This is a genomic window from Bradyrhizobium sp. USDA 4506, assembly GCF_054058795.1.
Genome location: NZ_JBSSBM010000002.1, coordinates 701,194 through 721,519, shown reverse-complemented (window position 1 = coordinate 721,519; position 20,326 = coordinate 701,194). Strand labels below are relative to the sequence as shown.

Here is a 20,326-nt window from a genome sequence, read left to right as displayed (position 1 = left end):
GAGACGCCGCGACGGCACGTGAATGGCGTCCGCCGTCGTACTGGCCGTTCGTGATCCCGGCGCTGGTCGTGGTGCTGACGGTGATCATCTTTCCGTGGGTGTTCACGATCTGGATGAGCCTGCAGGAATGGAAGGTCGGCTCGCCGACCGTGTTCGTCGGGCTCGCCAACTATCTGCGGCTGCCGACCGATCCGCGCTTCGTCGAGGCGGTCGGGCACACGCTGTCCTACACCGCGCTGTCGGTCGTGCTGCCGCTGGTGTTCGGCACGCTGGCGGCGGTGGTGTTCCATCAGAAATTCGCGGCACGCGGTTTCCTGCGCGGCATCTTCATCATGCCGATGATGGCCACTCCCGTGGCGATCGCGCTGGTGTGGACCATGATGTTCCACCCGCAGCTTGGCGTCTTGAACTATCTGCTGTCGCTGGTCGGGCTGCCGCCGCAGCTCTGGGTGTTCAACCCGGCGACGGTGATCCCCTCGCTGGTGCTGGTCGAGACCTGGCAATGGACGCCGCTGGTGATGCTGCTGATCGTGCTCGGCGGCCTCGCCGCGATCCCGACCGAACCCTACGAGAGCGCGCAGATCGACGGTGCCAATTTCTGGCAGGTGTTCCGCTTCATCACGCTGCCCTTGATCATGCCGTTCCTGTTCATCGCCGGCATGATCCGCATGATCGACGCGGTGAAAAGCTTCGACATCATCTTCGCGATCACGCAAGGAGGGCCAGGCTCGGCGTCGGAGACCATCAACGTCTATCTCTACAGCGTCGCCTTCGTCTATTACGACCTCGGCTACGGCTCGGCGATCGCGGTGGTGTTCTTCCTCCTGATCGTGGCGCTGGCGGCACTGCTGCTTTACTTGCGCAAGCGCCTGCTGTGGACATCTGAACTCGGGGGCGAGGCATGAACCCGCGCCAGATTCTCGGGCGGATCGGGCTTTGGCTGTCGGTGTTCGTCATCGTCTCGCCGGCGATCCTGTTCTTCCTCTGGATGGCCTCGCTGTCGCTCAAATTCGAGATCGACAACGCCTCCTATCCGCCGGTGTTCTTTCCGGAGCATATCGCCTGGAAGAACTATGCCGACGTGTTCGCGTCCAACCGGTTCCTGACCTATTTCAGCAACAGCCTTGTGGTCACCGGCTGCGCCACGGGGCTTGCGATGCTGGTCGGCGTGCCCGCCGGCTACGGCATCGCGCGGATGGCGGCGCATAAATCGGCGATCGTGATCCTGATCGCGCGCATCACGCCGGGCCTGTCGTATCTGATCCCGTTGTTCCTGCTGTTCCAGTGGCTCGGCCTGCTCGGCACGCTGGTGCCGCAGATCATCATCCATCTCGTGGTCACGGTGCCGATCGTGATCTGGATCATGATCGGCTATTTCGAGACCACGCCGCTGGAGCTGGAGGAAGCTGCGCTGATCGACGGCGCGACGCGCTGGCAGGTGTTCCGCCATGTCGCGCTGCCGATCGCCAAGCCCGGCCTTGCGGTTGCCTTCATCCTCGCGGTGATCTTCTCCTGGAACAATTTCGTGTTCGGCATCGTGCTGGCCGGGCGCGAGACCCGCACGCTGCCGGTCGCGGTCTACAACATGATCTCGTTCGACCAGCTGAGCTGGGGCCCGCTCGCCGCCGCCGCGCTGATCGTGACCGCGCCGGTGCTGCTGCTCACCGTGATGGCGCAGCGGCAGATCGTGGCGGGACTGACGGCGGGTGCGGTGAAAGGCGGCTAGTCCCCGAGCGCCTCCAGCACGGCAGCTGAATCGGTGACCCAACCAAAGATGCCGCCCTGGGCCTTGATCATCTTCAGACCCATCTCGTGGAATTCCGGGAAGTAGGACGCGCAGCCGTCTGATATCACGACGCAGCGGTAGCCGCGGTCGTTGGCCTCGCGCACCGTGGTGTTGACGCAGACTTCGGTGGTGACGCCGCAGACCAGAAGATTCTCGATGCCGTATTTCTGCAGGATGTCACCGAATTCGGTGGCGTAGAACGCGCCCTTGCCGGGCTTGTCGATCACGATCTCGCTGTCGAGCGGATAGAGCTCCGGAATGATGTCATGCCCCGCCTCGCCGCGGATCAGGATTCGTCCCATCGGTCCGGGATCGCCGATCCGCAAGCGAGGCGCGCCGCGCTCGAGCTTCGCCGGCGGCGCGTCGGAGAGATCGGGCAGATGGCCCTCGCGGGTGTGGACCACGAGCAGCCCGGCGTCGCGCACCGCCGCGAGCACCGCGGCGATCGGCTGCACCGCGCGGGCAAGCCGGCTGACGTCATTGCCGAGCGTCTCGCCGAAGCCCCCTCGCTCCATGAAATCGCGCTGCATGTCGATGATGACGAGCGCGGTCCTGCTCCAGTCGAGCGTGATCGGCGCCGGCTCCGCCGCGATTGTCCCGCTTGAATTCGCCATGACGCACGCCCCGAATGCGAGAAAACCCGCATTGATTAAGCAAACCGCGTGCCATTGCGCAATGATGCGGCGCATCGCGGCGATCCCGATCAGCATGCGACCGTACGCTGCATTTGCGCATTCTGCGATCTTGCTGGCATGATCGTTGCTAGCTGGGAGCCCGACCGAACGAAGATCATCGTTCGCGAAATGACAGCCCATTTCAAACAGGCGGGAGGACAGGCATGAATGGACTTGGCGGTCTCAACAAATCACCGAACGGCGTCGTGATCGGACTGGTGCAGCTGCAGTTGCCTGTGGTTGCGACAAGGTCCGACCTGGCACGGCAGACGGAGCGCATCGTATGGATGGTCGGCAAGGCGCGGCGCAACCTCGGAACCATGGACCTCGTCGTGTTCCCCGAATACTCGCTGCACGGCCTCTCGATGGATACCAATCCGGAGATCATGTGCCGGCTCGACGGGCCTGAAGTCGCGGCTTTCAAGCGGGCCTGCATCGAGAACAAGATCTGGGGCTGCTTCTCCATCATGGAGTTCAACCCGCACGGTAACCCCTATAATTCAGGGCTGATCATCGACGATCACGGCGATATCAAGCTGTACTACCGCAAATTCCATCCCTGGATTCCGGTCGAGCCGTGGGAGCCCGGCAACATCGGCATTCCCGTGATCGATGGACCGAAAGGCGCGAAGATCGCGCTGATCATCTGCCATGACGGCATGTTCCCGGAAATGGCCCGCGAATGCGCCTACAAGGGCGCGGAGATCATGATCCGCACCGCAGGCTACACCGCGCCGATCCGCGACAGCTGGCGCTTCACCAACCAGGCCAACGCGTTCCAGAACCTGATGGTGACGGCCAATGTCTGCATGTGCGGCTCGGACGGGTCGTTCGACTCGATGGGCGAAGGCATGATCGTCAATTTCGACGGCAGCATCATCGCGCACGGGACCACGGGGCGGGCCGACGAGATCATCACCGCCGAGGTGCGGCCCGACCTCGTGCGCGAGGCGCGGATCAACTGGGGCGTCGAGAACAACATCTATCAACTCTGGCACCGCGGCTATGTCGCGGTGAAGGGCGGTGCGATGGATTGCCCCTACACGTTCATGCAAGACATGGTGTCCGGCCGCTTCCGCCTGCCCTGGGAAGATCAGGTCAAGATCACCGACGGCACGTCCTGCGGCTTTCCCGCACCGACACGGATGTTCGGCAAGACCGCGAAGGCCGCCGAGTAGCCGGCCCTTTGATGTGAGCATGATCTCTTCGGAAAACCGCTCCACACTTTTCCGGATCATGCTCTACTTGAAGAAGTGCACGAGGCCGATGCTCAAGCCCAAGAGCAGCATCAGCGACAGCGTGACGGCGGCCGTCACCCGGCCGCCGACCGTCGAGAGCACCCGCACATCGACGCCGAGCCCAAGCGCTGCCATCGAGACGACGGTGAGGATCGCCGCGGTCTTCGTCACCGGCGCGATCGCGATATCAGGCACGAGCTGGAACGAGCGCAGCGCGGCCAGCACCAGGAAGCCGATGATGAACCAGGGCACCAGCTTGAACGGGCTGATCGAGGCGGTCTTTGAGGTGCCGTCCCTGGCGGCGCCGGCCTTGATGCTTACCTTGCGCCGCCGCGCCACCAGCAGCGAGAGGCCGATCACGATCGGGCCCAGCATCAACACCCGCACCAGCTTGACCAGCGTGCCGATCTGGGTCGAGACGATGCCGGCCGGCACGGTCGCCGCCAGCACCTGCGGCACGGCGTAGACGGTGAGGCCGGCGAGGATGCCGTATTGCGTCGCCGTCAGCTTCAGCAGCGGAATCAAGAGCGGCAGGCCGAGCACCATCAGCACGCCGAGAATGGCGGTGAACGAGATCGACGAGGCGATGTCGTCGCCGTCGGCCTCGATCACCGGCGCCACCGCCGCGATAGCCGAGTTGCCGCAGATCGAATTGCCGCAGGCGATCAGGATCGCGAGTTTGGTCTTGAGCCCCAGCATCCGGCTGAGGCCATAGCTCACCGCCAGCATGATCACGACGGTCACGGCGATGGCGCCGATCAGCAGCCCGCCCGATGCCACGATCGCGGCGAAGCTGATGGAGGCGCCGAGCAGCATCACCGCGACCTCGAGCAGCTGCTTGGCGCTGAAGGCAATGCCCGACCGCCAGCGCGCCGACGGCTCCCAGGCGGTGCGCACCGCCATGCCGAGCAGGATCGCGACGACGAGGGCCTCGATATAGGGATGCTCGAAAACGCGCTCCTCGGCGGCCTGGATGCCGAGCGAGATGACGGTGACCGCCCCGCAGAGCAGAATCCCCGGAATGAGCTGGAATATGCGCCGCAGCGCCCCCTGCTTCTGCCCCTGGTCTTGTTCTTGTTCCGGCACAAAATCCTCTTTTCGGAGAATATTTTATGCGCCAAGGCACACCTCTTGGCTAATATATTTTCGGACTGCCCCGATAGAGAGAAGTTATGTCCCTCAACCTGCATCTGCTCCGCCTGTTCGCGGCCGTGGCGAGGACCGGAAGTTTCTCCCGTGCCGCCGACCTCCTGCACATCAGCCAGCCCGCGATCTCCAAGGGCGTGCGGGATTTCGAGCTGCAGGTCGGCTGCCGGCTGCTCGACCGCACGCCGAAGGGGGTGCGGCCGACCCGGGAGGGCGCGGCGCTGGCGCGGCATGCCGAGACCCTGTTCGCGGCCGAACGCGCCGCCGAGGACGAACTGCAGGCGCTGCGCAACCTCGACAGCGGCTCGCTGCGGATCGGTGCCAGTACGACGATCGCGACCTACATGATCCCGGAATATCTCGGCGTGTTCCACCGTGCCTTTCCCGGCATCGATCTGCACGTCGTCAGCGCCAACACCAGCGATATCGCCGCGCTGATGCTGGGACACGAGATCGAGATCGCGCTGGTCGAGGGGCCGGTCGAGGACGAGAATTTGATCAGCGAAGCCTGGCGAACCGACGTGATGGCGCTGATCGCAGGTCCAGATCATCGCTTCGCGGCGGTCCAGGGGCCGATCGACATCCGGTCGCTGAACGACGAGATCCTGATCGTGCGGGAACCCGGCTCAGGCACGCGCGAGGTGGTCGCGCAGGCGCTGGCCGCCCACCACGTCGAGCCGCAGCGGACGCTCGAGATCGGCAGCACCGAGGCGATCAAGCAGGCGGTGGCATCAGGCGTCGGCGTCGCCATCGTGTCGATCGCGACGATCGACGATCAGGTGAAGCTCGGAAAGCTGAAGGTGATCCCGATCAAGGGCATCCATATCGAGCGCACGCTCTGGCAACTGAAATCGCCCGGGCGGCTCGAGGTGCCGGCGGCGGTCGCGTTCGAGGGGATCATCCGGGAGACGCAAAGGGCCAGGACGGCCCCGCGCGGGCCTGCGGCTAGAGTGCGGCGAACAGACCCTGCGCCCAGGCAACGGCATGCTCGAAGCTGAACACGCCGGGTTCGAAATAGACGGCCCGTGCCAGCACGATGCCGACCACCAGCACCCAGAACACGCTGGTGCCCGCGGTCTTCAGCCATTTCGACACGCCCTCGCTCGCGATCGAAGGATCGACCGCGGGGACCGGCTCGCCGAAGGGATCGAATGCGGATTGGCTCATCGTCGTAACCATCAGGAATACCCTGAGAATGTCGCGACGACGGGGGCTGAAGCAAGGGTAGTGGAATGCCTTTTGCGGCGGTTACTTGGAAGGACGTTTTCCGGCTCGAAAACCGGGGAGCATTTCCTTCTCAACGCCCCCTGTGGGCATCAACTGTCGGTTCCGCGCCGCGGCGCCACCCGTGGCAGCGTGATCCGCATGCGTGTCCCCATGCCCGGCGCACTGTCGAGATTGAGCTCTCCGCCCAGCCGGTTCGTGACGATGTTATGAACGATGTGCAGACCAAGCCCGATACGGCCGATATCGCGGCGCGTGGTGAAGAATGGATCGAAGGCTTGCCGCAGCACGTCGTGATCCATCCCGCAACCGTTGTCGGCGAACAGGATCTCGACCTGGTCCGCGCCTGAGGCGCGGAGCCGGATCGCGATGATGCCGCCCTTGCCATCCGGAAACGCATGCGCCACCGAATTGACGAACAGGTTGGTCAGCACCTGGCCATAAGGGCCGGGATAGCTGTTCATGGCAAGACCGGGCGGGCAATCGACCTCAAGCGCCAGGTTGTTCTTCGGCAAGGCCGGACGCAGGCTCGAGAGAACCTGCTCGGTCGCCGCGCCGAGATCGAACTGGCTCCGGTCGAAATAGCTGCGATCGACGGCCACCTGCTTGAACGATTGCACCAGGTCCGCCGCGCGCTTGAGGTTGCCGACCAGCAGCGACGAGGCGCTTTCGACGACCTCGATGAAATCGCTCAGGCTGGATCGCTTCAGCTTGCCGCGCGCGGCCTCGGCAGCGAAGTCGGCGCATTTCTGCTCCAGCACCGAGGCGACGGTGAGACTGGTGCCGACCGGACTGTTGATCTCGTGCGCGACACCGGCCACCAGCCGGCCCAGCGCCGCGAGCTTTTCCGCCTCGATCAGCGACGCCTGGGTCTCCTGCAGATGGTGCAAGGCCTTCTCGGCTGCGTCGCGGGCGGCGCGGATCTCGCGTTCGCTGCGCTTGCGATCGGTGATCTCTTCGGCCGCAACGTTGACGCCGACGATGCTCCCGTTCGGTTCGCGCTGCGGATGCCAATGCGTGATCCAGCATCGCTCGTCATTGTGGCCGGGGCGCTGGCCGTAAACCTCCACGTCGGTGACGGGCTCTCCGGTCTCCATGATCGACTGAACGATACCTTCGACGGCCGAAGCCAGCGCGGGCACGCAATCGTGCACCGTACGCCCGAGGTGACCTTCGACCGAAATGCCGCAGATTTCGGTGAGACGCTGGTTGATCTGAAGGTAACGGCAATCGGGTGAGAGATAGGCGAGCCCGATCGGTGCAGTGTCATAGATCAGCTGCAGCGCCGGTTGTTTTGGGAACCGAACGTCCTGGACGACGGACGACCTCATGTCCACTACCCCCCGTTGCACCAAGTCTAGCGCTTCACGCCCGGCCCGCAAATAGGCCAGCTGAGCCGGAAACGGTGGTCTGATCTGTCCGGATCAGGCATGGGTCGGGCCGGCAGCGGCCCCTGACCAGTGCCTGCGGCGTGCTGACGCAACGTGGGCAGCAAGCGCCCCTCGGCGCAGGCCTGCGAAGCGCGCAATTTTAGCTATTCACTGCAACGTGCGGACGAAAATTCTCGACGACGCGCAGCAGCACCCGCGCGCCGATGTCGGCATCGGCGAGTTCGACATGCTCGGCCGGATTGTGGCTGATCCCGCCGCGGCAGCGCAGAAAGATCATGCCGATATCGGCGACATCCACCATCGCCATCCCGTCATGCCCCGCCCCGCTCGGCAGCTCGAACGCGGCATAGCCCTCGGCCGCGACGGCCTCGGCGATCTGGGACTTCAGCCATGGCGCGCAGGGCACGCTGCGGTTCTCGTGGGTGACGTCGATCTGCAAGGCGAGGTCGCGGCGTTTTGCGATCGCCTCGATCTGCCGCACGATGTCGGCGACGGCGCGCTTGCGATGCATGTCGTTCTGCGAGCGGATATCCATGGTGAAGGACACCTTGCCCGGGATCACATTGGTGGCGCCCGGCATCGCGTTGACATAGCCGACGGTGCCGACGAGGCCTTGTTCGTCGGACCTGCAAAACTGCTCGATCGCAACGATGCATTCGGCAGCACCCGCCAGCGCATCGCGCCGCAGCTTCATCGGCACCGTGCCGGCATGGCCGGCGACGCCGGTGAGACTGGCGGCAAGCCGGGTCGCGCCCGAAATCGCGCTGACGACGCCGACCGGCAGCGCCTTCTCTTCCAGCACGGGACCCTGCTCGATGTGCAGCTCGACATACCCGAGCAGCTCGCGGCGGGCGCGCGCCGCCTTGCCGACATGATCGGGATCGAGCCCGAATTGAAGCAGCGCATCGCGCATCGACTTCCCGGTGCGGTCGCGCGTGTTGAGCACGCTCTCGTCGAAGGTGCCGGCGACCGCGCGGCTGCCGAGCAGGGTCGAGGCGAAGCGCACGCCCTCCTCGTCCGCAAAGCCCACGATCTCGATCGCAAACGGCAGCCGCCTGCCGCGGCGGTTCAGATCGGCGACGCAGGCGATTGCGGTGATGACGCCGAGCGGGCCATCCCATCTGCCGGCGTCGCGCACGGTGTCGTAGTGCGAGCCGAGCATCAGCGCCGGCAAGCCCGGCTGCTCGCCTTCGTAGCGGCCGCAGACATTGCCGATCGCATCGAGATGCGCGCTCATGCCGGCCTCGCGCATCCAGGACAGGATGAGATCGGCCGCCTTGCGGTGCTCGTCGGTGAGGAAGATTCGCGCCAGATGCTCCGGCGTCTCGGAGATCGTCGCGAGCTGATTGATCCGCGCGACGATCTCGTCGCCAAGGGAAGACGGTTTCGAGGACGGTTTTGTCTCGCTCATGCTGTTTCCCATCAATCCAACGCGGCCGCCGGAGCCCGCTTCACTCGTAGCAGGCCCGATCCGATTCACCAGCCGGCAAATGGCGCGTTGTGCGCAGGTCTCGACCGGGCTCGCACCGGCTGTCCGGCGGTTATCGACTGCTTAACGGCATTGCATACAACAGCGATCGATCGCTCATAAAATAGGCAAATCGATCTCAATCGGCTTCCGAGCGTTCCGGGACCGATCACCATTCTCACGTACATTCAATCATTTACGGAAGACTGATCGCCAAACATGCTCTGGCATGAAGCTTGCGACACTTCCCCCAAGCTCCGCCGTCAGGCGGCTGCGACAAGGACAGGCGGGCCGGACCCGCTGGAGGGAGCAGGCGATGGATTTTGGCAGGATTTCAAGAAGGCATTTATTGCAGGGCAGCGCCGCACTGGCGCTCGGCGGCACGCTTGGCATTCGTGGCGCGGCGGCAGCGGAAACCACGATCGGCTTCATCTATGTCGGGTCGCGCGACGACTACGGCTACAACCAGGCGCACGCGCAAGGAGCCGTGGCGGTGAAGAAGCTTCCCGGCATCAAGGTGGTCGAGGAAGAAAAGGTGCCGGAGACCGATGCAGTCGAGAAGACCATCGAGTCCATGATCAATCTCGACGGCGCCACGCTCATGTTCCCGACCTCGTTCGGCTACTACAACCCGCACGTCCTCAAGATGGCGGGCAAGTTTCCAAAACTGCGCTTCGAGCACTGCGGCGGCCTGTGGTCCGACAAGGACCCGAAGAACGCCGGCAGCTATTTCGGCTATATCGACGAGGCGCAATACATCTCCGGCATCGTGGCCGGCTATTCGACCAAGAGCGGCAAGCTCGGCTTCGTCGCCGCCAAGCCGATCCCGCAGGTGCTGCGCAACATCAACGCGTTCACGCTCGGCGCCCGGCTCGCCAATCCGAAGGCGACCACGCAGGTGATCTTCACCGGCGATTGGTCGATGCCGGTCAAGGAAGCCGAGGCTACCAACAGCCTGATCGACCAGGGCGTCGACGTGCTGACCTGCCATGTCGACGGACCGAAGACGATGGTCGAGAACGCCGCGCGCCGCGGCGCTCTCGTATGCGGCTATCACGTCAACCAGTCGCCGCTGGCGCCGAAGGCCTATCTCACCGGCGCCGAGTGGAATTGGGAGGCGCTCTATCCGAAATTCGTCAAGATGATCACCGCCGGCGAAGCGATCCCGAACTTCTATCGCGGCGGCCTCAAGGAAGAGATCGTCAAGGTGTCGCCCTATGGCGAGATGGTGTCCGCCGAGGCACGCAAGCACGCCGACGACGTCAAGGCCAAGTTCATGGCCGGCGAGTTTACGATCTTCAAGGGCCCGCTCGTCGACAACAAGGGCAAGACGGTGATCGCTTCCGGCACCGATCGCGGCCAGCAGGATCCCGAACTCGAGAAGATGGACTATCTCGTCGAGGGCGTGATCGGAGCCACCGCGTGACGACCGAGACGGCGGAATCGGTGGAGGCGGCCGGCATCGCTCCGGCCGCCGATCCCGGATTCCTCCAGCGCCACGGCGCGCGCATCGAATACATCCTGATCCCGGGCGCGGCGCTGGTCGGCGCGCTCGCGGTGTTCGGCGGCTTTGTCGCGCTCTACGGCAAGAACCCGCTCGATCTCTATTTCTACATGTATTACGGCGCGTTCGGCACCGCCTTCTCCTGGCAGAACACGCTGACCCGCGCCGCGCCGCTGATCCTGACCGCGCTGTGCACGGCGCTGCCGGCGCAGCTCGGCATGGTGATCATCGGCGGCGAAGGCGCGTTGTTGATCGGCGCGCTGTCGGCGACCGCGGCCGCCTTGGCGTTGCAAGGCGCAGCGCCGATCGTGGTGCAGATCGCCATGGTGATCGCGGGCATGATCGGCGGCGGCCTCTGGATCACGCTGTCGGGCGGCCTGCGGCAATATCGCGGGGTCAACGAGACGATCTCGAGCCTGCTGCTGGTCTATATCGCGCTTGCCATCCTCAACCATCTGGTCGAGGGCCCGATGCGCGATCCGGCGAGCCTCAACAAGCCGTCGACGCGCGAGATCGGCGCCGCCAACATGATCGGCACCATTCCCGGCACCGACGTGCATTGGGGCCTGGCGTTCGGCCTCGTCGCCGCCATCGTCGCCTGCATCCTGATCTATCACACCACTTTCGGCTTCGCGGCGCGCGTCGCCGGCGGCAACATCCGCGCCGCCAAGATCGTCGGGCTCAGCGTCGGCAAGCTGATCCTGACCGTCTGCTTCCTCGCCGGCAGCTGCGCCGGCCTTGCCGGCATGATCGAGGTCGCGGCCGTGCAGGGCCGCACCAACGCCAATCTCGCGGCGGGCTACGGCTTCACCGGCATCCTGGTTGCGTTCCTGGCGCGGCAGAATCCGCTGGCGATCATTCCGGTGGCGATCCTGCTCGGCGGCATCTCGGCTTCCGGCGGCCTGCTGCAGCGGCGGCTCGGCCTGCCCGACGCCTCCGTGCTGGTGCTGCAAGGCATCATCTTCGTGTTCGTGCTGGCCAGCGACGCGCTCTACGGGCGCATCGGCTTCCTGAAGGGAAAGTCCTGACATGGCGGACGCATCGCTCGGGCTCTGGACCGTTCCGCTGGCCGTGTTCGGCGGCGCCATCCGCGTCTCGACGCCGTTCCTGTTCGTCAGCCTCGGCGAGTGCATCACCGAGCGAAGTGGCCGCATCAATCTCGGCCTCGAGGGCACGCTGGTGATGGGCGCGATGAGCGCCTACGGCATCTCCTATCTCTCGGGCTCGCCGTGGCTTGGCGTGCTCGCGGCCGGCATCACCGGCGCGCTGTTCGGCGCGCTGCATGCCGGGATCTGCTCGCTGCCGCGGGTCAACGACATCGCGGTCGGCATCGCGCTGATGCTGCTCGGCACCGGCCTCGCGTTCTTCCTCGGCAAGCCGCTGATCGAGCCGACGGCGGCAAGGCTGCCCGCGATCGATTTCGGCTGGTGGAGCGACATCCCGCAGGTCCGCGCGGCGCTGCGCATCAACGTGCTGTTCCTGATCGGCGTCGCGATCGCGCCGCTGCTCTATTGGGCCTTCAGGACCACGCGCTGGGGCCTCTTGATCCGCACCGCCGGCGAGAGCGCCGATGCGGCGCGCGCGATGGGCCATTCGGTGCTCTTGATCCGGTTGCGCGCCACCATGGTCGGCGGCTTCCTCGCCGGCATCGGCGGCTCGTTCCTGTCGCTGTTCTATCCCGGCAGCTGGAACGAGGGCCTTTCCTCGGGACAGGGCATCACGGCGGTGGCGCTGGTGATCTTCGCGCGCTGGGACCCGATGCTGTGCCTGTGGGCCTCGCTCGCCTTCGGCGGCGCGGCCGCACTCGGGCCCGCGCTGCAATCGGTCGGCATCACCTCCGGCTATCATTTGTTCAACGCCGCGCCGTACATCCTGACGCTCGCGATCATGATCATCACCTGCTCGCCGAAGCGCACGCTGACCGGCGCACCCGCCGAATTGTCCATCACCCGATAGCATCTCGAAAGATCATTTCATGCCCGAGCGCTTCATCAAGTCCGAGCCCTACGCCTGGCCCTACAATGGCGATCTGCGGCCAGAGAATACCGCACTCATCATCATCGACATGCAGACCGATTTCTGCGGCGTCGGCGGCTATGTCGACAAGATGGGCTACGACCTCTCGCTGACCCGGGCGCCGATCGAGCCGATCAGGAAGCTGCTCGCGGTAATGCGCGCGCAGGGCTTTCACATCATCCATACGCGCGAGGGGCACCGGCCTGATCTGGCCGACCTGCCAGCCAACAAGCGCTGGCGCTCGCGCCAGATCGGCGCCGGCATCGGCGACCCCGGCCCCTGCGGCCGCATCCTGGTGCGCGGCGAACCCGGCTGGGAAATCATTCCGGACCTCGCGCCGCTGCCGGGCGAGCCAATCATCGACAAGCCCGGAAAAGGCTCGTTCTGCGCCACCGACCTCGAGCTGATGCTGCGGCTGCGTGGCATCGAGAACATCGTGCTGACCGGCATCACCACCGATGTCTGCGTCCACACCACGATGCGCGAGGCCAACGACCGCGGCTTCGAATGCGTGCTGGTCGAGGACTGTTGCGGCGCGACCGACAAGGGCAATCACGATCACGCGCTGAAGATGATCAAGATGCAGGGCGGCGTGTTCGGCGCGGTGACCAGATCCGCCGACCTGATCGGGGCGCTGTCGTGATCATCGGCGAGCCGCCCGCACCATCAGGCGCGTTCGGCGTCGACGCCATCGCCATGACGATGCGGTTCGGCGACTTCACAGCGCTCGACAATGTCGAGCTCAAGGTGCGTCCCGGCTCGTTCCACGCCTTGCTCGGCGAGAACGGCGCGGGCAAGAGCACGCTCGTCAAATGCATTATGGGCTACTACCACGCGACCGAAGGCGACATCATTGTCGGCGGCCGCCAGCAGGCGATCGCCAATCCGAAGGACGCGCATGCGCTCGGGCTCGGCATGGTCTACCAGCACTTCACTTTGGTGCCGGCGATGACGGTTGCCGAGAATTTGGTGCTGGCGCGCGACGACGTGCCTGCCGTGGTCGACTGGCGCAAGGAGAAGAAGGAGCTGGAGGCCTTCCTGGCGCGGATGCCGTTCAAGGTGCCGCTCGACGCAAAGGTCTCGGATATCTCCGCCGGCGAACGGCAGAAATGCGAGATCCTCAAGCAGCTCTATCTGAAGCGGCGCTTCCTGATCCTGGACGAGCCGACCTCGGTGCTGACGCCGGGCGAAGCCGACGAGGTGCTCGGCATGCTGCGCGCGATGGTGGTCGCGGGCGAGCTCACCATCCTGATGATCACGCACAAGTTCCGCGAGGTGATGGCCTTTGCCGACGAGGTGACCATCCTGCGCCGCGGCAAGCTCGCCGGCAGCGGCCGGGTTGCCGAGCTGACGCCGGACGAGATGGCCCGCACCATGATCGGCGCCGAGCAGCTGACGGTGCAGCCGCCGCGCACCGGCGAGACCGGCGCGCCGCGGCTTGAGCTCGACAGGCTCACCGCGCTTGACGATGCCGGCGCGATCGCCGTGCACGGCGTGTCGCTGACCGTGAAAAGCGGCGAGATCGTCGGCATCGCCGGCGTGTCCGGCAACGGCCAGCGCCAGCTCGTGGAGGTCTTGGCCGGCCAGCGCGAGGCCGAGAGCGGCGCGATCCGCGTCCAGGGCGAGACCTATGCGGCGAGCCGCGCGGAGATGCGGCGCCACAGGATGTCGCTGTTGCCGGAAGAGCCGCTGAAGAACGCCTGCGTCGGCGGCATGAGCGTCGCCGACAACATCGCATTCCGCGAATTCGATCGTGCCCCGTTCGCGCGCGGCGGCTGGTGGCTGAACCGCTCGGCCTTCCGCAACGACGCCGAGCGCAAGATCAATCGCTACAAGATCAAGACCCGCACGCCGGAGACGCCGATCGCGGCGCTGTCGGGCGGCAATGTGCAGCGCGCGGTGCTGGCGCGCGAGCTCTCGGGCGACGTCGAGGTGCTGATCGCCGCCAATCCCTGCTTCGGGCTCGACTTCGCGGCGGTGGCGCAGATCCACGCCGAGATCATGGCCGCCCGCAACCGCGGCGCGGCGGTGCTGTTGGTCAGTGAAGACCTCGACGAGCTGCTGGAGCTGTCGGATCGGCTGGTCGTGATGTTCCACGGCGCCTTCGTGCATGAGGCCCGCGCCAGCGAGGCCGACCTCACCGAGATCGGCCGGCACATGGCCGGGCACTGAGGTCGAAGAAAAGGGCGGATGGTGCCCGCAACGGCACTGCGCCCCCTCGCCCCGTTCTTACGGGGAGAGGGTTGGGGTGAGGGGCTCTCTCCGCGCAAATGGCGGCAGCTGGACTCGCGGAGACTCCCCCTCACCCGGAACGCATCTGTCGATGCGTTCCGGCCCCTCCCCGCAGGCGGGGCGAGGCGAGGAGGCAGCGGCCCGCTAACGATCGCCTAGCCGATCTCGAACGCCTGCTCGGCGAGATGCTTCAGATTGGCGTGCCAATGCTCGGCGATCTGAAGCCTGGTCGGCACCCAGACGTGGTCGTGCTTCTGGATGTAGTCGAGGAAGCGCATCAGCGCCGCGGCGCGGCCGGGACGGCCGACGACGCGGCAATGCAGACCGATCGACATCATCTTCGGTGAGGTCGCGCCCTCGGCATAGAGCACGTCAAAACTGTCTTTCAGGTAGGTGTAGAACTCCTCGCCGCCGCCGAAGCCCTGCGCGTTGATGAAGCGCATGTCGTTGGCATCGAGCGTATAGGGGATCACGAGATGCGGCTCGGTGCCGGTTGCCTTGATCCAGTACGGCAGATCGTCGGCATAGGAATCGCAGAGATAGCGCAGGCCGCCCGCCTCCATCAAAAGCCGCAGCGTGTTGATCGAGGAGCGGCCGGTGTACCAGCCGAGCGGCCGCGCGCCTGTCGCCTCGGCATGCACGGCAATGGCGCGAGCGATCTCCTCGCGCTCCTCGTCCTCCGACATGTCCTTGTGCTCGACCCAGCGCAGGCTGTGGCTTGCGATGTCCCAGCCCGCCTCCTGCATCGCGGCGACAACGTCCGGATTGCGCTTCAGCGCCATCGCGACGCCGAACACCGTGGCCGGCAGCTTCCGCTCGGTGAATATCCGCCACAGCCGCCAGAAGCCGGCGCGCGCGCCATATTCGAACATCGTCTCGATATTGGCGTGCCGCCGGCCGACCCAGGGCTGCGCGCCGAGCACGTCGGACAGAAACGCTTCCGAGGCGCGATCACCGTGCAGGATGTTGTTCTCCCCGCCCTCCTCGAAATTGACCACGAATTGCACGGCGATGCGCGCCGCGTCGGGCCATTTCGGATCGGGCGGATTGCGGCCGTAGCCGCGGAGATCGCGCGGATAGCGGGCCTCGGTCACATCAGATTTCCTCGAAGCGGATGTTCTGCGCGCCCTTCCACAACACGGTCTTGCCGAACGCGGTGAGGTTCTCCAGCCCCGAGGTCAGCGTGATGAAATGATTGCCGGCGAGCTGGCCCATCTTGCTGGCGAAATGCACGCCGCCATAGGCGAGCAGGATTTCGGTCTCGCTGATGCCGCCCGGATAGAGGATGATCTGGCCCGGCGCCGGATAGCTGGTGTGGTTCTCGTAGGACACACCGAAGTCGAGATCGCCGAGCGGCATCCAGACGCCCTCGCCGCTCCAGCGCACGTGGATCGCCTGGCTCTCGAACGGCATCGCCTTGCGGAACGCGGCGACCGTCTTCGGCGCCAGCTGCTCCTCGAAACGGGCGTCAAAGGTGAACTCGCCGGCGCGGACAATCAGTTTGCTCATCGATCTCTCGTGGGTGGGCTAAGAAGTGATGTCCCAACCATTGCCGCCGGCCCGGGCCGGACGCAAGGCCGATTCCGGCCCCGGAAGCCGGTTTTTCGCCGCGCGGCGGCCTCCAACGCAGATTTGAGCAGAGTTGCATTGCGCCGCGCCTTCCCGTTTGCGAGCCTGCGAGGGGACGTCGAACAGGGTGACCTTGATGACAACAAGCAGTCTGCACGGACATGTGGCGCTGGTGACCGGCGGATCGCGCGGCATCGGCGCGGCCATCGTCAAGATGCTGGCGGATGCCGGCGCAGCCGTCGCCATCAATTATCGCGAGCGCTCGGCCGAGGCGGAGACGCTAGCGAAGGGCATCATTGCCGCCGGCGGCCGCGCCGTCGCGATCGCCGCCGACGTCTCGGAAGCTGCCGCCGTCACCGCGCTGGTCCAGCGCGCCAAATCCGAGCTCGGCCCGGTCGACATCCTCGTCAACAATGCCGGCATCGCCATCGTCAGGGGTGTCGACGACCTCACCGAAGAGGATTTCGACCGCACCATCACGGTCAATCTCAAATCGGCGTTCCTGTGCACGCAAGCGGTGCTGCCGATGATGCGCACCCGAAAATGGGGCCGCATCGTCAACATCTCCTCCGGCGCGGCGCGCGGCGCCGGCTCGATCGGGCCGCACTACAACGCATCCAAGGCGGCGATGGAGGGGATGACCCGCGGCTATGCCGCGCGCCTAGTCAAGGAGGGCATCACCGTCAACGCCGTCGCGCCGTCGCTGATCGAGACCGACATGATGAGGGGACAGAGCGAGCTGGTCAGCCGGATCCCGGTCGGCCGCTTCGGCACAGCGGAAGAGGTGGCACAGGCCGTGATGCTGCTGGTCAACAATCCCTACATGACCGGACAGACCATCGCGATGAGCGGCGGCATGGCGTTCAACTAGGGCACGTACCATAAACACAGCGGCGTCATGCGATGAAGCTTACGTCCGCGTTGTCCTTATAGCGGTCATTTGTGCAGCATCGGAACATGTCGCGATGGGCCATTTCCGGACTCTTGCATGGCAAGAGTCCCGCAAGATGACGGGCCAATTCAAATGTCCGCCCGGAGTGGTGCCTGCTACTTGCAACCGCGGCAAATCGTAAGCTTGCCCTTTAGTTTGTCATCGTCCCCGGGATCGACCGATTGCTGCCGAGAGACACGATCCGCTTCTTGATCGAGCTTGGGCTGCTTTGCCCGGTGTGACCTGACGGGTCGCGTCGTCCGGCTTGACGTGTCGTCGTCGATGCCGACGCTAAAACCATCGTAATCGGGGACCGGTCCAGCCGACGGCGGCGACCTGTCGATCACCTGTGCTGGCGAAGCGCTGCCTGACTCTACCGGCGTGTGTTCGACAGTGGCAGATCGTGGGGCAGTGGAGCGTGGCAAAGACTCCTTGGCGGCTCGGGGCAGTACCGAACTCTTAGCGGTCGCCGTCGGCGGCCAGACGCTGTTGGTTGCAGCCGGCGATGCCGATCCCTCGTCCGACGGCGGCGGCGCAAGCGAAAGCGGAGGGGAAAGCGAGGTCTGACATCTCGCGCTGTCTTGTGACCAAACTCCCGCCGTCAATAAACCAAGGGCAAGCAGTGTTGCGTTCTTCATTACTCGTCCTGCAAATCACCTGGAATGAAAGCATTGATTGCGTGACTCCTATCGCCACGCTTCGACAAGAATTTCCACATCTGACATGGCGATCAAAAATTGACGGAAGTTGGGAGCCATGGGCGGATACATGCGCGCTTCGGTCCACCCTCGTTACTGGCCCCACTGCCCGCTTCTTGTCCAATCGCGACCGTTTGGCCCCGGTCTCGGTAAGATCCGGTATGCACCTCACAGCGGACCGTTTGGCGGTCGGGTGCATTGATCGCGATGGGCCATCAGCGGTGGTTCAGCCTTACCTCATCCCGGGTAGCCCCCAAACCAGGGCTCGACAGGCCTCCGGGCCACCAGGCTCCGGCCCAATTCGCGGGACCAACAACCCGGTGACGAAATACCCAAACCGGCATAGCATCCGCACATTGGAGGCGATCATGTTCAACCCAACTCAAATTGTCATCCAAGCGTTTGTCGATCAACTCAAGGGTACATACGGCCAAATCTACGGAATCCTCGAGCCCGCCTATCCGGACATCATCGGTTTCGTTGGGCGCCTCGCGTTGGAGAATATTGCCAATAGCGATGCGGCCTACCACGACATGAACCACACCATCATGGTGACGTTGGTCGGACAGAACATTTTACTCGGCAAGCATACGAGCGAAGGCGGTGTCAGGCCGCGCGACTGGCTCCATTTCATGATTTCGCTCTTATGCCACGACATCGGCTATGTACGCGGGGTATGTCGAGGCGACCGGGACGGACTTTATGTTTGTAACGAAAACGGTGATCGCGTCCGGATATCTGCTGGAGCCACGGACGCATCCTTGACCCCCTATCATGTGACACGATCCAAGCTCTTCGTCCGCGAGCGTTTCGGCAAGGTGAGCCTGACCTCCATCGACACAAAGGAAATCGAGGCGAACATCGAGCACACGCGCTTTCCGGTACCGGGGGAAGAAGAACATACCAGTACGGCGGATTATCCCGGCCTGCTTCGTGCCGCGGATTTGATCGGCCAATTGGCCGACATTGACTATTTGCGGAAGACGTCAGCCTTGTTTGCCGAATTTCAGGAGACTGGCGCAAGCGAGAAACTCGGATATCAGACTCCCGATGATCTACGTGCAGCGTACCCTGCTTTCTTCTGGAAGGCCGTCTGCCCCTATATCGGCGACGCACTTCGATATCTGCGGGTCACGCAGGAAGGTAAGCAATGGATCGCCAACCTTTACGCGCACGTGTTCTCGGAGGAGCACAGGGGAGCGATTACTCGAGCATAGCCGGGTGGAAGAATAACTGGCTATGCCGTCTTGACCCGCTCGTTCGATTGCCTTACGGCTCACGCCATGAACCGCTCGATCCTGATCGCCAATCTCTGGTGGCTCGCCGACTGACAGGCGGGCCGAACGCGTTCATGCATTTCGGGGCCGCCGCATTGGGCGGCCTTTTTCTTTCACCTCATCCAGCCCGCCTGCGGTGTCCCCATTCAACCGAATGGAGATAAGCCGTGACCAAACCGATCATCCTCACCGGCGACCGCACCACCGGGCCGCTGCATCTCGGCCATTACGTCGGCTCGCTCAGAAGCCGCCTCGCGTTTCAGGACAGCCATGAGCAATACCTGCTGCTCGCCGACATGCAGGCGCTGACCGACAACGCGCACGACATCGGCAAGGTCCGCGGCAACGTCATCGAGGTCGCGCTGGATTATCTCGCCGTCGGCATCGATCCCGAACGGACCTCGATCTGCCTGCAGTCGCAGCTTCCGGCGCTCGCCGAATTGTCGATGCTCTATCTCAACCTTGTCACCGTCGCGCGGCTGGAGCGCAATCCCACCATCAAGGACGAGATCCGCGCCCGCGGATTCGGACGCGACATCCCTGCGGGCTTCCTGTGCTACCCGGTGGCGCAGGCCGCCGACATCACCGCGTTTCGGGCGACCGTCGTGCCGGTCGGCGAGGACCAGGCTCCCCTGATTGAGCAGACCAACGAGATCATCAGGCGCGTCAACGCGCTCGCCGGCCGTGCGCTCCTGCAGGAGGCGGTGGCCGTCATACCACGCGCGGGACGGCTGCCGGGCGTCGACGGACGCGCGAAGATGAGCAAATCCGCTGGCAATGCGATTGCTCTCTCGGCCTCGCCCGGTGACATCACGGCTGCGGTGCGCGCGATGTTCACCGATCCCGATCATCTGCGCGTCGGCGACCCCGGCAAGGTCGAGGGCAATGTCGTCTTCAGCTATCTCGACGCGTTCGATGACGATCACCACGCCGTCGAGGAATTGAAGGCGCGCTATAGGCGTGGCGGTCTCGGCGACGCGGCCGTCAAGCGGCGGCTGGAGGACATCCTGCAAGCCCTGATCGCACCGATCCGGACCCGGCGCGCCGAGCTGGCAAGCAATCGCGACCATGTCGCTGACGTGATCCGGCGCGGAACCCTGAAAGCCCGCGAGATCACCGAGCGCACCAAGCGCGATGTGATGGCGGGGCTCGGCGTGTTCCAGCCCTGAATG

At 64.7% G+C, this 20,326-nt stretch carries 19 protein-coding genes; 12 read left to right on the top strand and 7 right to left on the bottom strand.

The features are described 5' to 3' along the window. Positions 1-50 precede the first annotated feature (50 nt). Positions 51-905 carry a carbohydrate ABC transporter permease gene (locus tag ACVIHF_RS05810; RefSeq protein WP_456794074.1) on the top strand — a complete coding sequence of 285 codons (855 nt, stop codon included), beginning with the start codon at positions 51-53 and terminating at the stop codon, positions 903-905. Further along, the gene (locus ACVIHF_RS05805) at positions 902-1,726 is read left to right on the top strand and encodes a carbohydrate ABC transporter permease (RefSeq protein ID WP_038383999.1); all 825 of its coding nucleotides are present in this window, start codon (positions 902-904) and stop codon (positions 1,724-1,726) included. The genes ACVIHF_RS05810 and ACVIHF_RS05805 overlap by 4 nt, the downstream gene beginning before the upstream one ends. On the opposite strand, the gene ACVIHF_RS05800 is transcribed toward ACVIHF_RS05805, so the two are convergent. After that, positions 1,723-2,400, bottom strand: a complete 678-nt coding sequence (locus ACVIHF_RS05800) for a cysteine hydrolase family protein (protein ID WP_310881796.1) — start codon at positions 2,398-2,400, stop codon at positions 1,723-1,725. The genes ACVIHF_RS05805 and ACVIHF_RS05800 overlap by 4 nt on opposite strands. Before the next feature lie 224 nt (positions 2,401-2,624). Here ACVIHF_RS05800 and ACVIHF_RS05795 point away from each other — a divergent pair, with 224 nt between their 5' ends. Next, complete coding sequence (locus ACVIHF_RS05795; protein WP_028339439.1) at positions 2,625-3,638, top strand: formamidase; 1,014 nt, start codon at positions 2,625-2,627, stop codon at positions 3,636-3,638. Positions 3,639-3,701: 63 nt separating this feature from the next. Here ACVIHF_RS05795 and ACVIHF_RS05790 read toward each other — a convergent pair whose 3' ends face one another. Then, a complete protein-coding gene (locus tag ACVIHF_RS05790) occupies positions 3,702-4,784 on the bottom strand; it encodes a YeiH family protein (RefSeq protein WP_253603030.1) in 1,083 nt (360 codons plus the stop codon). An 86-nt stretch (positions 4,785-4,870) separates the two neighbouring features. Here ACVIHF_RS05790 and ACVIHF_RS05785 point away from each other — a divergent pair, with 86 nt between their 5' ends. Next, positions 4,871-5,842: a LysR family transcriptional regulator gene (locus ACVIHF_RS05785; RefSeq protein ID WP_253603032.1), complete on the top strand. Its 972-nt coding sequence runs from the start codon at positions 4,871-4,873 to the stop codon at positions 5,840-5,842. Here the strand turns inward: ACVIHF_RS05785 and ACVIHF_RS05780 are convergent. From ACVIHF_RS05780 to ACVIHF_RS05770, 3 genes are all read right to left on the bottom strand, one after another. Beyond that, positions 5,790-6,011 carry a hypothetical protein gene (locus ACVIHF_RS05780; protein WP_038377517.1) on the bottom strand — a complete coding sequence of 74 codons (222 nt, stop codon included), beginning with the start codon at positions 6,009-6,011 and terminating at the stop codon, positions 5,790-5,792. The genes ACVIHF_RS05785 and ACVIHF_RS05780 overlap by 53 nt on opposite strands. Positions 6,012-6,160: 149 nt before the next feature. Then, positions 6,161-7,399 carry an ATP-binding protein gene (locus tag ACVIHF_RS05775; RefSeq protein WP_253603034.1) on the bottom strand — a complete coding sequence of 413 codons (1,239 nt, stop codon included), beginning with the start codon at positions 7,397-7,399 and terminating at the stop codon, positions 6,161-6,163. A gap of 199 nt (positions 7,400-7,598) precedes the next feature. Next, positions 7,599-8,870, bottom strand: a complete 1,272-nt coding sequence (locus ACVIHF_RS05770) for an allantoate amidohydrolase (protein WP_253603035.1) — start codon at positions 8,868-8,870, stop codon at positions 7,599-7,601. 373 nt (positions 8,871-9,243) lie between these two features. On the opposite strand from ACVIHF_RS05770, the gene ACVIHF_RS05765 reads away from it, so the two are divergent. Genes ACVIHF_RS05765 through ACVIHF_RS05745 form a run of 5 tightly spaced genes read left to right on the top strand, consistent with a single transcriptional unit; the run spans position 9,244 to position 14,619 of the window. After that, a complete protein-coding gene (locus tag ACVIHF_RS05765; protein WP_253603037.1) occupies positions 9,244-10,353 on the top strand; it encodes a BMP family ABC transporter substrate-binding protein in 1,110 nt (369 codons plus the stop codon). Next, complete coding sequence (locus ACVIHF_RS05760) at positions 10,350-11,459, top strand: ABC transporter permease (RefSeq protein WP_253603039.1); 1,110 nt, start codon at positions 10,350-10,352, stop codon at positions 11,457-11,459. Before ACVIHF_RS05765 ends, ACVIHF_RS05760 begins: the two co-directional genes overlap by 4 nt. Position 11,460: 1 nt before the next feature. Beyond that, the gene (locus tag ACVIHF_RS05755) at positions 11,461-12,387 is read left to right on the top strand and encodes an ABC transporter permease (RefSeq protein ID WP_018270387.1); all 927 of its coding nucleotides are present in this window, start codon (positions 11,461-11,463) and stop codon (positions 12,385-12,387) included. 19 nt (positions 12,388-12,406) lie between these two features. Further along, positions 12,407-13,090, top strand: a complete 684-nt coding sequence (biuH, locus tag ACVIHF_RS05750; protein ID WP_225643493.1) for a biuret amidohydrolase — start codon at positions 12,407-12,409, stop codon at positions 13,088-13,090. Next, the gene (locus ACVIHF_RS05745) at positions 13,087-14,619 is read left to right on the top strand and encodes an ABC transporter ATP-binding protein (RefSeq protein WP_253603041.1); all 1,533 of its coding nucleotides are present in this window, start codon (positions 13,087-13,089) and stop codon (positions 14,617-14,619) included. Before biuH ends, ACVIHF_RS05745 begins: the two co-directional genes overlap by 4 nt. Positions 14,620-14,834: 215 nt before the next feature. On the opposite strand, the gene puuE is transcribed toward ACVIHF_RS05745, so the two are convergent. Both puuE and ACVIHF_RS05735 read right to left on the bottom strand, forming a co-directional pair. Then, entirely contained in the window at positions 14,835-15,773 is a 939-nt protein-coding gene (gene puuE, locus ACVIHF_RS05740) for an allantoinase PuuE (protein ID WP_253603043.1), read from the bottom strand. Position 15,774: 1 nt separating this feature from the next. Then, a complete protein-coding gene (locus tag ACVIHF_RS05735) occupies positions 15,775-16,188 on the bottom strand; it encodes a DUF3830 family protein (RefSeq protein WP_016843084.1) in 414 nt (137 codons plus the stop codon). A gap of 196 nt (positions 16,189-16,384) precedes the next feature. Between ACVIHF_RS05735 and ACVIHF_RS05730 the strand changes: the two genes are divergently transcribed. The 3 genes from ACVIHF_RS05730 to trpS all read left to right on the top strand — a co-directional run bounded on the left by ACVIHF_RS05730 (position 16,385) and on the right by trpS (position 20,323). Further along, positions 16,385-17,119: an SDR family NAD(P)-dependent oxidoreductase gene (locus ACVIHF_RS05730; RefSeq protein ID WP_253587517.1), complete on the top strand. Its 735-nt coding sequence runs from the start codon at positions 16,385-16,387 to the stop codon at positions 17,117-17,119. A 1,126-nt stretch (positions 17,120-18,245) separates the two neighbouring features. Next, positions 18,246-19,094, top strand: a complete 849-nt coding sequence (locus tag ACVIHF_RS05725; protein ID WP_057015250.1) for an Npun_R2479 family HD domain-containing metalloprotein — start codon at positions 18,246-18,248, stop codon at positions 19,092-19,094. A gap of 227 nt (positions 19,095-19,321) precedes the next feature. Next, positions 19,322-20,323, top strand: a complete 1,002-nt coding sequence (trpS, locus tag ACVIHF_RS05720; protein WP_253603045.1) for a tryptophan--tRNA ligase — start codon at positions 19,322-19,324, stop codon at positions 20,321-20,323. Positions 20,324-20,326: the final 3 nt, after the last annotated feature.

Coding starts and splice junctions, on each gene's coding strand:
- biuH (WP_225643493.1), top strand. CDS start 12,407: ATGCCCGAGCGCTTCATCAAGTCCGAGCCCTACGCCTGGCCCTACAAT.
- ACVIHF_RS05755 (WP_018270387.1), top strand. CDS start 11,461: ATGGCGGACGCATCGCTCGGGCTCTGGACCGTTCCGCTGGCCGTGTTC.
- ACVIHF_RS05725 (WP_057015250.1), top strand. CDS start 18,246: ATGTTCAACCCAACTCAAATTGTCATCCAAGCGTTTGTCGATCAACTC.
- ACVIHF_RS05805 (WP_038383999.1), top strand. CDS start 902: ATGAACCCGCGCCAGATTCTCGGGCGGATCGGGCTTTGGCTGTCGGTG.
- ACVIHF_RS05735 (WP_016843084.1), bottom strand. CDS start 16,188: ATGAGCAAACTGATTGTCCGCGCCGGCGAGTTCACCTTTGACGCCCGT.
- ACVIHF_RS05770 (WP_253603035.1), bottom strand. CDS start 8,870: ATGAGCGAGACAAAACCGTCCTCGAAACCGTCTTCCCTTGGCGACGAG.
- ACVIHF_RS05780 (WP_038377517.1), bottom strand. CDS start 6,011: ATGAGCCAATCCGCATTCGATCCCTTCGGCGAGCCGGTCCCCGCGGTC.
- ACVIHF_RS05785 (WP_253603032.1), top strand. CDS start 4,871: ATGTCCCTCAACCTGCATCTGCTCCGCCTGTTCGCGGCCGTGGCGAGG.
- ACVIHF_RS05775 (WP_253603034.1), bottom strand. CDS start 7,399: ATGAGGTCGTCCGTCGTCCAGGACGTTCGGTTCCCAAAACAACCGGCG.
- ACVIHF_RS05730 (WP_253587517.1), top strand. CDS start 16,385: ATGACAACAAGCAGTCTGCACGGACATGTGGCGCTGGTGACCGGCGGA.
- ACVIHF_RS05800 (WP_310881796.1), bottom strand. CDS start 2,400: ATGGCGAATTCAAGCGGGACAATCGCGGCGGAGCCGGCGCCGATCACG.
- ACVIHF_RS05765 (WP_253603037.1), top strand. CDS start 9,244: ATGGATTTTGGCAGGATTTCAAGAAGGCATTTATTGCAGGGCAGCGCC.
- ACVIHF_RS05795 (WP_028339439.1), top strand. CDS start 2,625: ATGAATGGACTTGGCGGTCTCAACAAATCACCGAACGGCGTCGTGATC.